This window comes from Flavobacterium sp. RSB2_4_14 (assembly GCF_051547085.1).
Lineage (GTDB): Bacteria > Bacteroidota > Bacteroidia > Flavobacteriales > Flavobacteriaceae > Flavobacterium.
Window position 1 is genome coordinate 17,214 of sequence record NZ_JBPTTL010000008.1, and the last position, 16,309, is coordinate 33,522.

The window sequence follows — 16,309 nt, forward strand, 5'->3', positions numbered from 1 at the left end:
AGAATTAAATTATGAAAAAGAGAAGCATTTTACTAGCATTAGTATTGGGAATGGGGTTGTTTGCAACTTCTTGTAGTGATGACAATGGAGGTGAAACTTTAGCTCCTTTAGCAGGTAAATGGGATATCAGTCAAGTAGGTACCACTGTTGGAACAACAGAAATGCTTATTGATGCACCACAAAACCAAAGTGGTTGCGAAAAAGATTATATGGATTTGAACGGTGACAACACTGTAACAATAGGAAATTATGACTCAGCTGTTAGCGCTTGTGTGCTTACAACAGACGAAGGTATTTATTCTAGATCGCATAATAACTTAACAAGAGTAGTGAATGGGGTTACTATAGTTCAAGATATTGTAAATCTCTCTCTTACTGAATTGAAGTTAAAAAATTCAAGTGGTATTATTGAAGTATATGTTAAACACTAATTTCAATTTCACTGCCTAAAATTCAAAACTTTTAGCATTACATAAATACGGGAATGACTTTTAATAGTTGTTTCCGTATTTTTTTTTAGGATAATCAAGAACCAATTTATTATTTGACACAATAGTTTTAAAAATTACACCCAATAAGAAAGTTATGTAGTTTACTTTTTTCTACCCACAAAACGAATTACCGAGCCAAGTCCGATGTGAAATTGTCCTTCATTCAGTTCAGCTTCTTTTTCAATTAATTCTATTACTTCATACCCTTTAAAGTCAGCAATGATTTCTTCTTTGGAGAACAACATAGCAATATCTTTTGGTCCACCTACTTTTTCATTTTTAGTATTGTACTCGATGTGGTTTTTACTGAATGCTTCCAAAATAACCAATCCACCTTTACGCAAGTAGCAGTCAAAGGTTTTATGGTACGAAGATTTTACAGCCGTTGGAAAATGAGCATAAATTAGTGCGATGGCATCAAACTGCTCATTGTCAAAGTTTACATTACTTAAATCTCCTACCTGATAGTCAATCGAAACCTGGTACTCATCAGCCAATTGCATGGCTTTGTTTCTTCCTTCGGTACTGATGTCAAACGCCGAGACTGTCCATCCTAGTTTTGCAGCATAAACAGCATTTCGTCCTTCGCCTTCCGCTGGAAATAAGATTTGACCAACTTGTAATTTTTCTAATTGTTCTTTGAGATACTGGTTGGGTTCTTTGCCATAAGCAAATTCTTCCTTGCTGTATCTTTCATCCCAAAACTCTTTCATGGCATTGATGCGTTATATTATATAAAGGTAAACCAGTATTTATCTGAAAATTCAATGTTTCAAATTCCCCATTCTAGTTACATCCAAATATAGCATTTTTTAGTCATGCAATAACTATTTGAGTTTGTCAATGAACTATACAATCGTGAAACCAAAACAACCCAGCAGCACATAAACTTGTAACATTTTGTACTAATTCTGTAAAACGTTTTCAAGCTTTTAGGGTCAGTTTTGCATTTACATTACTCAAATTATTAAAATAAAAATATTATGAAATACAAACTGTTACTTACTGCCATTTTATTGACTACTATACAAAACTTGGTGGCTCAAGAACTACCTTATGAAACTAACGTTGCCGACTCTATAAAAGTGAGCACGCTAGATATAAAAAACCAAAAAGCAGCCGATAAAGCTGGTTTAGAAAAACAATTAAAACAAGACAAAAGTGCTTTAGTCGTTCAAGAAGGTCTTGAAAAGGACAGAAAAAAAGCGGAAAACAAACTTAAGAAAGAGCAACGCCAAGTTGAAAAAGATCAAAACAAATTAGACAAAGCGCAAAAAAAGTTTGATAACAAACAAAAGAAATTGGCCTCAGCCGAAAAATCAGTGGCTAAGAACCAAAAGAAGATGGCACGTGCTACCAAAGATTTAAACAAAATGGAAGCGAAATTTGAAAAATTGAAATCAAGAGGAAAACTAACCGCTGTGAATGTGGAGAAATGGAATGTTAAGATATCTAAACAAAAATTGAAAATCTCCCGAATTCAAGAAGACATTTACAACTCACAAGATAAATTGGATAAACTACGATAGAGGAGTGGGATTTTATTTGTTTTACTACAACCCAACCCTCGAAGGGTTTATTATCCTTCGAGGGTTGAAATAGTTTTTATTTTTTACAATCTGAATAATCAACTTCAAATTCAAAATTTTTATCAGTCAATTTTTTAATTGCAGAATTTGATCTATGAGCGGGTTTGAATGATGCTCCTGTTCCCAAATCAACTCCTATACCTATTAATCCCCAGGAAAATACACTTAAAATAAAATTACCTGTTCGGAATGCAGTTTCAAATGTTTGAGTTTTTGTGGGACATCCTTCTTGTTTAACTTCTACTACTAAAGGTTTGTTTCTAGGAAATAAACTGGTTACTTGACCATTTCCTAATTTTTGTCCATTAACACTTATTTCTGCATTAGGATGATCTTTGACCTTGATAGTTCCGTTGTATTTACTTCCTCCAAACATAACACCGCAACTACTCATTACTAAAGAAATAGAAATTAAACCTGTAAAAATTAATACTTTTTTGTTCATAAATTATTTGTTAAATTATAGTCCAACTTTCAGTTTGTTTAAAGTCGCTGTATTGGTTTATCCGACTGTTATTTTTTTGTTTTATAAATATTTGTACAATTGTCTTTGAAAACACTGACTAACTCGCAAATATTTATCTTTGTTATCACTTCAAACCTAATTAATATCTTTTATATTTCCTACAATAGTTATCAACATTTCACGCATTGTCCTTATTACTATTCGCACTTATAAACTCAAAAGTGTTGTGTGGTTCTTTTACGATTTCCAACCCTGTCAGGGTTATTTTTTTTCAAAAACTCCAATGCTATTGGCAAGTGTTTCTATTTTAATTTGAGTGTTTCTATTGGTAAGTTTGTATTCCAGATGTTACTATAAATTTTCCATTCTCCATTACTATTTTTCCAAACATTTATGTACTTCCCTTTATCAATAGTGTTTTCTTTACCATATCGTAAATAATAAGTTCCTTCATCAATTATATAATCTTTACTTCCATATAATGATGTGCTTTCTTCTTTAAATTCATAAATCCCATAATTAACCCAATCATAATTTAATTTGGAAATCGCTTTTTTTCCAATTACAACTTCTGAATTGGGTGGAAAAACTTTTGCATCATCTGTAAAACTATTATTTAGGTAAACTGTATCTTTTAGTATATGAGCTTTCGTGAATTGTTTAGTCTTTTCTTGAATTTCAGTTTTTGCAGCATTTATGTCAAATTCGGTGACTTCATGATTTTCCGCCTTTTTATTGTTACAAGAAGTAAGAATAAATCCAATGAGTAGTAGTAAAGAAATAAGGTTTAAAGATGGTCTCATTTTATTCAATGTTTAGGTTGTTCAACATTACTGCCTAACGTTCCCGCACTACAAGCAGTTTGGGACTAAATTAAGCCCATTATTCATATTTGTCAAATCTTCCAAATACAAAACCATTTTCAAATTAAGCCTAATACCCAAATTGCTTGTAGCGTGTGTTGGCAGTAGTTGTTATTTTTAGTTGATGTATAATTTAGCAATTTCTTCTATAAAATCTTGAGGATGAGAACCCATTAAATTTGTCAATATTACTATTGCAACATTTTTCTTAGGATAAATAAATAATGCATTTCTAGCACCACCAATTGAAGCAATAATTGGATTTTCAACTCTTGAACTTAATGAAAAACCTATTGAACTTCTGTCGAGCAAACCATTCTCTTCATATGGTTTTCCGTTTTCTAATTCAATAGGTTTTAAAAGAGTTTTAAGATTTTCCGCATTAATTAATTGATTAGTTTGTAATGCAATTACCCATAGTGCCATTTCGTTTGCTGTTGCATATATACCACCTGCAGGCAATAAATTTGAAGGCATTGGTTGATAAACATTAGTTATAACATTATTTCTAAAATAAGTATATGGTCTTGCTGAGTGATTAATAATATTATAAAAGTCCCCAATTCCTGCCTTTATAGCGTTTTTCATACCCGCTTTTTTGAATTGGTTTTCCGCAATATATTTTTCAAATGACTGTCCACTAACTTTTTCTATAAGCATTCCAAGTAGCATGTAATTGGCCAAGCCTTCACTCACACGTTTTGCAGGTTCAAAGGAAAGAGGTAACTTTTTGATTTTTTCCAGCAAAATTGTACCATCATCAGATAGCAGATTGCCTTGTGAATCCATAGCATCTGGAAGTCCTGATTTATGGCTTGCTAGCTGCTCTACTGTAATCTGCTGCCAAGTTTTGGGTAATTTATCCAAATAATTTGAAATAGGCTCAGCGAGATTTAATTTGCCATTTTCTACTAATTGCATAATCGCAACTCCTGTGAATGCTTTGGTAATTGAATTAATACTAAAAACGGTTTCGCTATCTACTGCAATTGAATCTTGAATGTTGGCGAATCCGTAATGACTTGTTTTTACGATAGCATTATCTTTAATAACCGCTAATTGTAAACCGACAATTTTATGTTTTTTAATAAGTTCTTTTATTGTAATATCGACTTTATCTTCTTGTGAATAAGTAATATTACAAACCGTTAAAAGGGCAAGTAAAAGCAAAAATTTTTTCATACTTTTTTTGTTTGGTAGATTTTATGTTTATAATTGATACAATTACTGCCAACGTTTTGGTGCTTGGCGAGGTTGCGAACTTAGTAACTACTTATTTTATTTCATCAGTTCGGCCTGTGGCCTCGGGTCTGTTAAAGATAAAAATTCTTGCGAAATGCAAACGTGAAGGTGTCACAAAATTCGCACTCGAGCGAAGCCGAACGGAGCAAAGCTAAACGGCTATTCTTTATTCGTTCATCACGGTTTAAACTTTTCAAATGTCTTTCCGTTAAATTTATACACACCGTTTTCGTGTGTTCCAAGCCAAAGGTCGCCATTGTTGTCTTTGTAAATACTGAATAGCGTAATGTCTTTAGCGTTTGCTTGAACTGTATAGTGTGTAATTTTTGTTCCATCATATTTCCAAACGCCATCTCGATAGGTTACAAACCACAAATTATTTTCGTTGTCTTTTACTGTTGATAGATACTCATTTAAACCACTGGTGTTTTTCCCATCTAAACTGCCTATGCTTTCGTGTCTTGTATAAAAGGTATTGCTTTTTAATGTTTTGCTGTCGTATACACTATATCGGTTTTCGGTATTGAACCAAAAGTCGCCATTTTTGTCTTCTGTAATGGAACGCACTCCGTTTGCCCCTTCATTGCGAAATTCTGTCACATCTTCTTCTGTAATCCATTCAAATGATTTTCCATCGTATCGGCAAACTCCAACTGGGTTTGTGCCAAACCAAATGTTTCCTTTCACGTCTCTGTAAATGCTATAAACTTCAAATGGATTGTTAAGTTTAGGTGGCTTTGGAAGTGTCAATTCATAAAGGATATTTCCATCAAATCGGTAAACTTTTTGTTTGGCTTGAAATACATTTATTAGCCACAAATCATCGGCTTCAAGTTTCCATTCTTTACTTGGGGTTGCTATGATATTGGTAAATGATTTTCCGTCAAACTTTGTTATTGTAGCATTTGGGTTCATACCTGTGAAATAGATGTTGCCCGATTGATCTTCCTTTATATCATCAACTCTATTGGTATACAAACCGTGTTTTGTTGTAAAATTAATCAGTGTCTTTCCATCATATCTATACACTCCTGTTTCCCAACTACCAAACCAATAGGTATTTTTCTTGTCTTGATAAATCACCATAATGTTGCTTCCAAGTTCTTTTACGGTGTCGCCCTTTACATTTCTTTCTTCTAAAAGAACAGAATGGTTTTTCGAATGAGAGGTCTGCCCATTGCACGAAGTCAAAATGGATAGAATACTAAAAAATAAGAATGATGTTAATTTCATTTCTGTCTGTTTATTTTTTCGTTGTCGTCATGTTAACATTGGCTATAATGTTCTGGTACTAAAGCGGGTTTGGTTTTTTATCGTTCAACTTTATCTATCTCCTTCATCAATCGAGCCGTTTCACTCAACGCCACTATGATTTTTTGATAATGCAATATATCTTCATAGCTTAGTTCTCTTTCTTTACGGTCTTTGAGCCATTTTTGAGCGGGTTGATAACCGCCTATGTAAAACTCCCACGCTACTAGTGGAACGTTGGCAAAGTATTGCTTTTCATTAATATATACGTTTCCTAGACCCGACAGGTTTTCAAAACCTGTCAGGTCTAATCGTGGTTTGGTAACCACATTATCCCCATCTTCAGGATATTGTGTAATTAGTTTTTCAACCACTTCACTTTCTAGTAAATGAATTTGTCGTAATTGCGAACCCAACCCTCGAAGGGTTTCAAACCCTTCGAGGGATTCTGGAAACGGAACACGTGGAAAATCTATCTTTAAAAACTCCTTGTATTTCTCTCTATAACTTGGACTGTGTAACACAGCATAAATATAATCGAGAATATCAATAGGAGCGAAAGCCTCCCCAACCCCTCCAAAGGAGGGGCTTTTCTCCACCACAAACGGTATCCCTAACTTTTCTGAAATTTCACTAACAATTTCCATGTTTAAATTAGGAACTCTACCGTCTAACCCTCGTTGGGTTTCAAACCCAGCGAGGGTTTGTTGCGATGACGTGGTGGTTTCGGGGTAGAGGTAGAGAGGAAAAGTATAACCTGCACCAAACTTACCTGCAGTACCAGTTAAATTTAGATTACAAATAGTATTTGTTAAAAAAACATGTTTAAATCCTTGAGAAGCTTGTTTTGAAACAACTAATCCAATATTTTCCTTATTGATAAAGTTTCTCATAACCTCTTTTCTTGGATAAGAGTAAAAACCTTTTGTGGTACCTGTATAAAAAGTAGTTCTTAAATCAAAAGGTCTACAAGCTATACTAACAAAAATACCTTCATTCTTTTTTAAATCATCAATTGCATATGAAACTTTCCAATCTCTTGTATCTTCAGAAATATTATATTTTATTCTTATTGTTTCGCCTTCAAGATTTTTAAAATCATGAATTATATTTTCTAAATAACTCTTGTCAAAAGTAATTGTTATATCCTCTCTTGCAGTTACTACTCCTACAGAACTAGTTTGAAATAATTTCTCTATGCATATTCCATCATCATAAACTCCTTGAACATTAAAATCTTTATCTTGAAAAAAATAATTAGGTGCAACATTAGGTAGTTTTTTATATCCAATAGTTTTAAGTGAATTATTTGAAAGAAAATCATATTTCAGTTCTCGTTTACCAAATAAATCAAAATGAAAAACCTCTGCCAAATCATCAACTTTCTTTTTTCCTGTTTTTACAAATAAATTTATTGAGACACCTTGCATAATATCAAATACATTTTGGTCTACAGAACCATCAGGTGCGGTTTCTTTTTTCTTGCTATTTCCGTGTAAATCTATGGTATAAATTTTGTCATAGGTTTTCAATAAATTCCAACGCATACCTCTAAATGTAGGATTGTCTAAAAAGCCATGAGGATTGATAAAAGCTAAAATTCCACTACCATTTTTATCAATAAAATGTTGCCCAAAACGCATGAATTTTACATAGTCATCATTTATCCATTTTGGGTTTCGCTCTTTTAATTTTTCTTTTCCTCCTGGTTCTTTTTTATAATCTTCCATTAGGTTCATAATCCATTCGCCTTTGTTGGCACTTTCACCACTATAAGGAGGATTTCCCATAACTACCATAACTGGCGCATCGCGTTTTATGGAGTTAGCTTGGTCGGCTTCATCACTCAACCACGAACTAAAAAGTGTTTGCGTGTCGGGATGTGCTTCTTCCAAACTATTGGTCAAGAAAATTCTAAAACGTTGGTCATCGGTGGGTTTATAACCCGTTTCAGTCAATAGCATGTCCATTTTTAAATGCGCCATAGCGTAACTCGCCATTAATAATTCAAAGCCGTTTAAACGAGGAATTAAATTGTTGGTTACATAGTTACTCCAAATGCCTTGTTGTCCTTCAAACTTCTTGTGAATATGCTTTACTACTTCGGCTAAAAACGTTCCTGTTCCTGTAGCTGGGTCAAGAATTTGTACTTTGTGTACTTCTACTTCGGTTTCAACTTCTTTAATCTTAGAGTTGGCACCCATACCGGTTTGGGTAACCGCTTTTTTCTTAATTTTTATTTTGCTGGTATCCGCTAATCCATCTTTTAGGTTAAATTCTGTTTTCAATATATCATCAACGGCTCGAACAATAAAATTAACGACTGGTTGTGGTGTGTACCAAACGCCACGTGCTTTTCGCAACGCTGGGTTGTATTCGCCAAGAAACGTCTCGTAAAAGTGTACTACTGGGTCTTCTTGCTTGGTGCTTTTACCAAAGTTTTTCATAATCAAGGCAACATCACTCGCCAAGAAAATAGAAACCAATTCATCCACAATCCAAACCAAGCGATTGTCTAAATCATACCCAGCAATATCTTGAAACAACTTGCGTAAAAACGGATTACTTTTAGGAATTAACGATGCCGCTTCTTCTCGTGAAAAAGTGGGTAACGTTGGGTCGTGATACCGTGCTGCAAACATCCCATAGGCAATAGTTTGGGCGTAAATATCAGCAAACGCCTTGTTATCAATATCGTGTATCAACATTTGTTGAAACGACAACATTTGCGCTTTGATACTAGAGCGCACTTGGTTGTCATCATCATTATTCAATGATTTTTCAATCACGTCTGCCATCAGTTTGGCTTTACCAGCCATCATTTGCGCCAATTTGGTAGGCGATTTGATGGTTTGTGATATGGTTTGCGCAAAGTTTACAATCAGGTTAGTAAACTGTTCAAAATTGTTTGGCAACGGAACTATTTCACCGTTTTCAATAGTAGCAATAGCAATTTTGGTCACAAATTCACCATCCTTGTAAAAGTGAAAATCTAAATAGTCGGTAAAAATTAAATTGGTTAAACCCGCTTTGTAGCGGTCAAATTGTTCTTTCAACGTTTTACTAGCTAGGTCAATGCCAATATCTTTAGCTTCAATGTACCCAATAGGCACGTCTTTACGAGTTAATACATAATCAGGTGCGCCACAATCCACTCGAGCTGGTTCATTGGTCACCAATACATCGGGCAAAATAGCCATGATCAGGTTTTGCAAATCGCCACGATAAGAATGTTCCCGTGCGTTGCCTGTTCTATAAAGCGTATTGATTTTGGAGAGGTATTGTTGAATGGTCATAGAGTATCGCTGTTGTCACTTCAAACCTAATTAATATCTTTTATATTTCCTACAATAGTTATCAACATTTCCCGCATTGTCCCTATTACTAGTCGCTCTTATAAACTCAAAAGTGTTGTGTGGTTCTTGTACGATTTCCAACCCAAACAGGGTTTAAAACCCTGTCAGGGTTAGTTTTTTTTAAGTCCAAAACTTGTAAAAACCTGTTTATGCTAAACATGTCCAATCATTTGCTATAGTCAATAGGAGTAGGGGTTTCGAATTATTTTTATAAAATTAGCAACCAAAATAATTTAAAAATATAATATATTTTATACTTTTACGCTTTCGATACGAATAGCGGGAACTATTCGAGGCTTTCGAACACTAAAATTTGCTCAAAAAGACGGGTTACTAGCTGCTTTTTTTGAGCTTTTTTTATGGAATAAACCCATAAAAGCACCCCAAAAATGGTGTTTTTGAACCCAAAAAAAGCATCAAAAAGTGGCTTTTAGTTACACTAACAGGAGCCAAAATCCCCTTTTTAAGTACATTTTTACCCATCAAAGAGCTTTTTTCAATTCGTCGGGACGAGTGAATCAATTCGTCAGGACGACTTGGGCAACTCGTCAGGACGAGTCAAACAATTCGTCGGGACGAATTGACGAAAATTTTCGTAAAAAAAGCATAAAAAAACCCCGAGTGCGGGAACACTCGAGGCTTTCTAACATCTAAAAGATGCTCTTTCTAAAGCGGGCTACTAGCTGGCTTTTCTGAATGATAACTCACTCAGTACTTTTTGCAATTTTTTTCCTGGTCGGAAAAGAATGCGACTTTTGGTGATTACTGAAGGATTAACTTCCTCTTCAGTAACCATTCCTTCTGAGCTAATTCCAATTTGGAATGTTCCCAGTTTCCCTAATCGTACAATACGACCGTCGTTTAATTCCTCACTCACATTGTGTACTAACGACAACAATACGGCGTGGCAATCCACTTCGGTTAAGGTACATTGATAAGCAATCTTTTCAGCTAGCCTATCCAAATCAATTTCGCCATCGCCTATAGCGGCAGCATAAAACTTTTCAGGAGCCATGATGTCCTGAGGATTCTTCCGCGGAAGAACTTTGTACTTTACACTCATTTGTATAACAGTATTTGTAACGTGTACATCAATACGATGCCTTATCGTCATTACAAAGATGGTGAATAGAAAGAGAATTCAAAAAGTTTTTTATCAACATTACTTGCTGTATTTTTGCTTGCTCAAATTGAAAAAAAAGTTGTAAGGAAGTCATATTTTGTAATGATTAAGCTATGATTCTTTAAAAAGATACTAAAATAGCCAAATCAACTTCTTTACTGCGAGTGTTAATAAAACTAGCATCGTAAACATCAGGATTGACGATAATTATTCAATTTTGTCTGATAAAAATTTAATTTACTGCTATTTAGTATAACCATTCAGCTCGCAAAGCCGCGAAGACGCAATATGAAGTATATTTTCTTTGTGGCTTAGTTTCTTTGCGAGAAATCTTCAAAACTAGTACAAGCTAATATTAATTTTTAAAACACAATTTAATTACTACTTGACGAGTAATTTTAAAAAAACTTAAATTTTAACCCAATGTTACTAATGTATTTTGACAGGTCGCTCCTCCGGAACTTGCTTTGGCTAATACCATTTTCTACAAACAGTACGTCCCGATGGGACTAAAATAGCTGCATTGGAGCGAGGTGTTTGTTGCAAAGAAATAAAAAAAACTACTGATTTAATTTCTTATGCTTTAACAAATACGCCGATGTTTGATAATAGGCAATAGTCTCTTTAACCAAATCCTCTCGGAGTGTAGGCATCGGTTGTTCCTCATAATCCGATTGAAACTCAGGTTTAACATTCGGTTTAGTCTCCACCGATAACGCAAACTGTTTCACCTGTTTTACCGGCGAAATAATAGTAAGCACATTATCTTTTATCAACCCCAAGTCTTGATAAGTAGCTACAAAAGCGCGTGGTTGGTATTGACTACTAAACACATCCTGTCCATAAAACTTACTCTGATAATCAAAATGCAACAGCCCAAAAAGAGTTGGCATCAAATCAATCTGCGACATCAAGGTGTTATGATGCTTTGGAGCAATAAATCCCGGTGAATAGATAAATGCCGGTATACGATACTTATCCAAAGGCAACTCCGTTTTCCCCGAACTCGACGCACAATGATCCGCCAGTATAACAAAAACCGTGTTTTTAAACCATGGTTGTTGGGCAGCCATCTTAAAGAACTGTTTCAAAGCATAATCCGTATATTTCACACCACCATCCCTCGATTTAGATTTTCCCGAAATATCAATCTTCCCCTCAGGATACGTAAACGGACGATGATTACTCACCGTCATAATATGATTGAAGAATGGCTTTCCGCTAGAAGATTCGGTATTCATCACTTTTATGGCTTTGTTATACATATCTTCATCACAAACACCCCAAATATTCGCAAAGGTTATTTCAATAGGCAAAAATGATTTTTTATCAACAATAGCATAACCATTACCACCAAAAAAGTCTTGCATGTTATCAAAAAACGCATCGCCACCATACATATAGTTAACCGTGTATCCTTTTTGCTTAAATACATGTCCTGTCGAGAATTTGTTTTTATTATCGGTGCGTTTCACCACACTTTCGGCAGCACTTGGCGGTAAACAAAGCGTAACCGCTTCAAGACCTCTCACGGTTCTGTTACCCACAGCATACAAATTAGTAAACTGCAAACTTTGTTCAGCTAATGAGTCAAGAAAAGGCGTAATCTTTTTTTCATTGCCATAGGCAGTCATAAACTCTTCACTCAAACTTTCGATAGTAATCAAAACCACATTTTTGCGCACTTCTGTTGAATCAGAATTGATAGTTTGCAACGCGCTTTGAGCACTAATTCCTGGGTGTAGTTTTTGTAACACAGCAAAAGCTTCGTCATTGGGCATGGTTTTATAAAATTTGTCAAACTCCAGCTCGCTGTTCATGAAAGCCACATAAAATTTATAAATACCATTCGCCTGCAATTCATTAGTAAAAATATTATCTGATTTCTCCTGCTTAGCCATCAATGGAATGGTCAATAGCGCCAAGACAAACAATACAACATACGTTCCCAATACTTTTAGTTTATCATTAAAAGAAGGAAGATTATTCAAAAAAGGTTTGGTATGCAATACAATAAAATAGGTAAACAACCCTGTAATCAGTCCCACACCAGTAAACAACGGAATAACAGGATACGACTCCATGATGTTGCCAATAACGGTATTGGTATACACCAAATAATCCACCGCAATAAAGTTGTAACGCACACCAAACTCATTCCAAAAAAAGAATTCACTAATGGCGTTCTGCACAATAACCAATACAAAAATAAAGATGGTAATATAATACAACACCAATCGAATAGTCTTGCGATAAGTAGGCAAGAACAACATCAAACCAAAAAGCATGGTTTTTAGTGAAATAAAAATAATCGCAACTTCTGGCGCTGAACCACCATATTCATTTAAAATAGTGTTGCCAAAGGTAACATAGAGCAACAAAGCCAGCATACTACCAAAAATTATATAACCCGTTGGTTTATCATACTTACTATCCGAAAGAAACAATAAATACAACCACAAAAAAGCACTGCCCACCATAAAAACCAACACATCTGATAGTAACCCAAAAGAAAAGATTTTAATGATTTCAGTAATTGCAAAACTCGATTGAGTAATAGGATGGAAGAGGAGTACAATCCTGAGAATAACATTAACAATAAGGAATAATACTAAGAGATTTATGAAAGGGGAAGTCTTTTTGAAATAGTTCATTTTGTGCTATACTGTATTTGTTTTACAAACTTACTACAACAATTTAACATTAAATTACCCTACAATTAATGTTAGCTTAAAGTATCATTAAAATTTGATTAAATATGAGCAATATCAGTTTTTGAATTTAAAAAATGATATATTTTTACCATTAAATGTAAGTCAAGTTATTTTAATTTGACTTTTATCCATTAAAATTGAAACTATGAAAAAGATACTTATTACTTTAACGTTGTTTGTTAGTTGTTTGAGCTATTCACAAACATGGAAAACTAATTTTGAAGAAGCCAAAACAGCCGCTACCGAACAAAACAAGAACATATTGTTAGTGTTCTCGGGTTCAGATTGGTGTGGACCATGTATCAAATTGGATAAAAACGTATGGCAATCCCCCGAGTTTAAAACCTATTCCGATGAAAAGCTAGTATTGTTGCGTGCCGATTTCCCAAAAAAGAAAGGCAACGCACTACCCGAAGATATCAAAAAAGGCAATCTGGCCTTGGCAGATAAATACAATAAAGAAGGTTATTTTCCGTTAGTCGTAGTATTAGACAAAACAGGGAAAGTACTAGCCAAAAAAGGATACGAAAACCAAACAGCAGACAAATACATCGCTGAATTACAAGCCATTATTAAATAGAACATGAATAAACTTTTGCTAATACTAGTTTTATTTGGTTTCCAAGCCAATGCCCAACTTATTCACAAACGAAAAGTGAGTTTGCTGGGCAGTCCGTTTGAAATAACTGTAGTAGCTAAAGACACCATACAAGCCATTCAGTTTGAAGATGATGCCATAGCAGAAGTAAAACGCATAGAAAATTTAATCTCCGATTGGATACCTACAACACCACTTTCAGAAATCAATAAAAACTCAGGAAAACAAGCGGTCAAAGTACCGTTGGAACTCATTGAGTTGATTGAACGAGCTATCAAAATCTCAAAACTCACGGATGGTGCTTTTGATATCAGTTATGCTTCTATGGATAAAATTTGGAAATTTGACGGCAGCATGACAGCAATGCCTTCACCAGAAGCTATTAAAAAATCAGTTGAAAAAGTAGGCTATCAAAAAATCATCGTTGATAAAGAAAAGCAAACCGTCATGTTGAAAGACGAAGGCATGAAACTGGGAATGGGAGGCATAGGCCAAGGCTATATTGCCGATAAAATAAAAGTGTTGTTAAAATCAAAAGGATGTGTTGCGGGTTTAGTCAATGTTTCAGGCGACATCAGCACTTGGGGAAAACAACCCAACGGCGAACAATGGAAAGTGGGCATTAAAAACCCCATGAACAAAAATAAAATATTTGCCACGTTCCCTCTAGAGGACACAGCCGTAGAAACTTCGGGCAGTTATGAAAAATATGTAACTTTCAACGGAAAAAGATATTCCCACATTATTGATACAAGAACAGGTTATCCTGCCACAGGTTTAATAAGTGTTAGTATATTTGCTAAAACTACAGAACTTGCCGATGCATTGGCTACAGGAGTTTTTGTCATGGGAAAAGACACTGGGATGGATTTTGTCAATCAGTTACCAGGAATAGGTTGCATTATGGTAGATGAAGACGGAAAAGTATCGACTTCAAAAAATATAGATTTAAAAAAGTATCAACATGAATAAAGTATTTGGATTACTCGTAGTATTGGTTTTACTGTCTTCTTGCACAGCGGTAAAAGAATACGAAAAAGAATATATCAACGATCCCGAAATGAAATTATCGGCTAAGAACACTGAAAGATACGATATTACATTTCAAGTATATCGTGAAGCAGCTGCTGGAGCCAATGGTGGGAAAACAGGTGGCGGTTGTGGTTGTAATTAAAAGAAGAAAATGAAAAAGTTTGTTTTACTATTCGCCCTAATGATTGGATTTTGTGCTACTGCGCAAGAGAAAGACACTACCGCTACGTTTAAGAAAAGAGTTTTAGATGCAACAGAAGTTGACTTTTTAATCAGTTATTATAAACAAGATGGAATACATTCTGCTGTTTCTGGTGGTATGGGTTCGGAAGATTTAACCGATTTAGCATCCAATATCGTTGTGAGCATGCCTCTAAACGAAGATGATGTTTTAACAGTTGATGTGGGTTTGTCTGCCTATACTTCGGCATCGTCAAGTAACATAAATCCTTTTAATGGCACTGGAGCATCTGGTGGTGGTGACGACGACGATAAAAAAGTGTCTGAACCTTATGGTACACCATGGTTAGCGTCTTCTGGTGCATCGGCTCAAGATGTATTAATGAGCGTTAATGCTAACTATAGTCACAGTTCCGACGATAGAAATTTTATTTGGAATGCTGATATCTCTTTCTCCAATGAGTATGATTATACTTCCATAGGTTTTGGTGGTGGCATAGCCAAATTGTTTAATGAAAAAAACACAGAGTTAAGTTTGAAAGCCAATGCCTATTTAGACCAATGGCGTCCTATTTATCCAACAGAACTACATGAATATTCAAAATACGGTAACAACTTCCTGAATAATGGTTATTTTGCTGGTGTTACCGTGTATGATGAAAATGCCAACAGCACCACAGCTTATTTACCTTCACAATTTGAAACTTGGCAATCTGTTAACCGAAATTCCTATTCGGTTTCATTCTCTTTCTCACAAATTTTAACGAAAAAACTACAAGCTTCGTTGTTTTTTGACGTGTTAAAACAAGAAGGATTGTTGTCAACGCCTTACCATAGAATTTATTTTGCCGACAAACAAAACTATTACATAGGACAAACACAATACATACCAGTATATGAAACACCTGAAAACGTAGGTGTATATAGGTTAGCCGATGATGTAGAGCGTTTGCCTGGCACTAGATTTAAACTTCCTATTGGAATACGTTTCAATTATTATCTAAACGAAACGTTTAAAATAAGAACCTATTACCGATACTATACGGATGATTGGGGAATTACTGCTCATACGGCCAATATAGAAGTACCTATTAAATTGAGTGATAAATTTACGGTTTACCCGATGTATCGTTATTACACCCAAACGGCTTCTAAATATTTTGCTCCCTTTGAAACCCATCTTTCTACCGAAAAATATTATACCTCTGATTATGATTTGTCTAAATTCAATAGCAATCAATATGGTCTTGGTGCTTCTTATGTTGATATCTTTACCAAAGGACACATTTGGAAATTTGGCTTGAAAAACATTGATTTCAGATACAATCATTACTCACGAAGCGATACATTAAAAGCAGACATTGCATCCATGGCGTTCAAATTTATTTTTCAATAAAAGAAACA

The 16,309-nt window shown here is 34.7% G+C and carries 14 protein-coding genes; 6 read left to right on the top strand and 8 right to left on the bottom strand.

The window, feature by feature from the left end:
* Nucleotides 1–11 precede the first annotated feature (11 nt).
* Nucleotides 12–431, top strand: a complete 420-nt coding sequence (locus ACSVH2_RS12405; protein ID WP_438093495.1) for a lipocalin family protein — start codon at nucleotides 12–14, stop codon at nucleotides 429–431.
* Nucleotides 432–592: 161 nt separating this feature from the next.
* Here the strand turns inward: ACSVH2_RS12405 and ACSVH2_RS12410 are convergent, their stop codons facing one another.
* On the bottom strand, nucleotides 593–1,204 hold the full coding sequence (locus ACSVH2_RS12410) for a class I SAM-dependent methyltransferase (RefSeq protein WP_438093496.1): 612 nt from the start codon (nucleotides 1,202–1,204) through the stop codon (nucleotides 593–595).
* Between the two features lie 270 nt (nucleotides 1,205–1,474).
* Between ACSVH2_RS12410 and ACSVH2_RS12415 the strand changes: the two genes are divergently transcribed.
* Nucleotides 1,475–2,020 (top strand): hypothetical protein, encoded by a 546-nt coding sequence (locus ACSVH2_RS12415; RefSeq protein WP_438093497.1) that lies wholly within the window; start codon nucleotides 1,475–1,477, stop codon nucleotides 2,018–2,020.
* 76 nt (nucleotides 2,021–2,096) lie between these two features.
* Here ACSVH2_RS12415 and ACSVH2_RS12420 read toward each other — a convergent pair whose 3' ends face one another.
* The 7 genes from ACSVH2_RS12420 to ACSVH2_RS12450 all read right to left on the bottom strand — a co-directional run bounded on the left by ACSVH2_RS12420 (nucleotide 2,097) and on the right by ACSVH2_RS12450 (nucleotide 13,035).
* Complete coding sequence (locus ACSVH2_RS12420) at nucleotides 2,097–2,525, bottom strand: hypothetical protein (protein WP_438093498.1); 429 nt, start codon at nucleotides 2,523–2,525, stop codon at nucleotides 2,097–2,099.
* A gap of 323 nt (nucleotides 2,526–2,848) precedes the next feature.
* Entirely contained in the window at nucleotides 2,849–3,349 is a 501-nt protein-coding gene (locus ACSVH2_RS12425; protein WP_438093499.1) for a YybH family protein, read from the bottom strand.
* Nucleotides 3,350–3,526: 177 nt separating this feature from the next.
* On the bottom strand, nucleotides 3,527–4,591 hold the full coding sequence (locus ACSVH2_RS12430) for a serine hydrolase domain-containing protein (protein ID WP_438093500.1): 1,065 nt from the start codon (nucleotides 4,589–4,591) through the stop codon (nucleotides 3,527–3,529).
* A gap of 237 nt (nucleotides 4,592–4,828) precedes the next feature.
* Nucleotides 4,829–5,884, bottom strand: coding sequence for a ligand-binding sensor domain-containing protein (locus tag ACSVH2_RS12435; protein WP_438093501.1), 1,056 nt, complete (start codon nucleotides 5,882–5,884; stop codon nucleotides 4,829–4,831).
* Between the two features lie 77 nt (nucleotides 5,885–5,961).
* A complete protein-coding gene (locus ACSVH2_RS12440) occupies nucleotides 5,962–9,198 on the bottom strand; it encodes a type ISP restriction/modification enzyme (RefSeq protein ID WP_438093502.1) in 3,237 nt (1,078 codons plus the stop codon).
* A gap of 739 nt (nucleotides 9,199–9,937) precedes the next feature.
* On the bottom strand, nucleotides 9,938–10,321 hold the full coding sequence (locus tag ACSVH2_RS12445; RefSeq protein WP_438093503.1) for an HU family DNA-binding protein: 384 nt from the start codon (nucleotides 10,319–10,321) through the stop codon (nucleotides 9,938–9,940).
* Between the two features lie 620 nt (nucleotides 10,322–10,941).
* Nucleotides 10,942–13,035, bottom strand: a complete 2,094-nt coding sequence (locus ACSVH2_RS12450) for an LTA synthase family protein (protein ID WP_438093504.1) — start codon at nucleotides 13,033–13,035, stop codon at nucleotides 10,942–10,944.
* A 205-nt stretch (nucleotides 13,036–13,240) separates the two neighbouring features.
* On the opposite strand from ACSVH2_RS12450, the gene ACSVH2_RS12455 reads away from it, so the two are divergent.
* The 4 genes from ACSVH2_RS12455 to ACSVH2_RS12470 are packed head-to-tail and all read left to right on the top strand — an operon-like array spanning nucleotide 13,241 to nucleotide 16,301.
* Entirely contained in the window at nucleotides 13,241–13,675 is a 435-nt protein-coding gene (locus ACSVH2_RS12455; RefSeq protein ID WP_438093505.1) for a thioredoxin family protein, read from the top strand.
* Between the two features lie 3 nt (nucleotides 13,676–13,678).
* Entirely contained in the window at nucleotides 13,679–14,665 is a 987-nt protein-coding gene (locus ACSVH2_RS12460) for an FAD:protein FMN transferase (protein WP_438093506.1), read from the top strand.
* A complete protein-coding gene (locus ACSVH2_RS12465; RefSeq protein WP_438093507.1) occupies nucleotides 14,658–14,867 on the top strand; it encodes a DUF4266 domain-containing protein in 210 nt (69 codons plus the stop codon). Before ACSVH2_RS12460 ends, ACSVH2_RS12465 begins: the two co-directional genes overlap by 8 nt.
* A gap of 9 nt (nucleotides 14,868–14,876) precedes the next feature.
* Nucleotides 14,877–16,301 (top strand): DUF3570 domain-containing protein, encoded by a 1,425-nt coding sequence (locus tag ACSVH2_RS12470; RefSeq protein ID WP_438093508.1) that lies wholly within the window; start codon nucleotides 14,877–14,879, stop codon nucleotides 16,299–16,301.
* Nucleotides 16,302–16,309 lie beyond the last annotated feature (8 nt).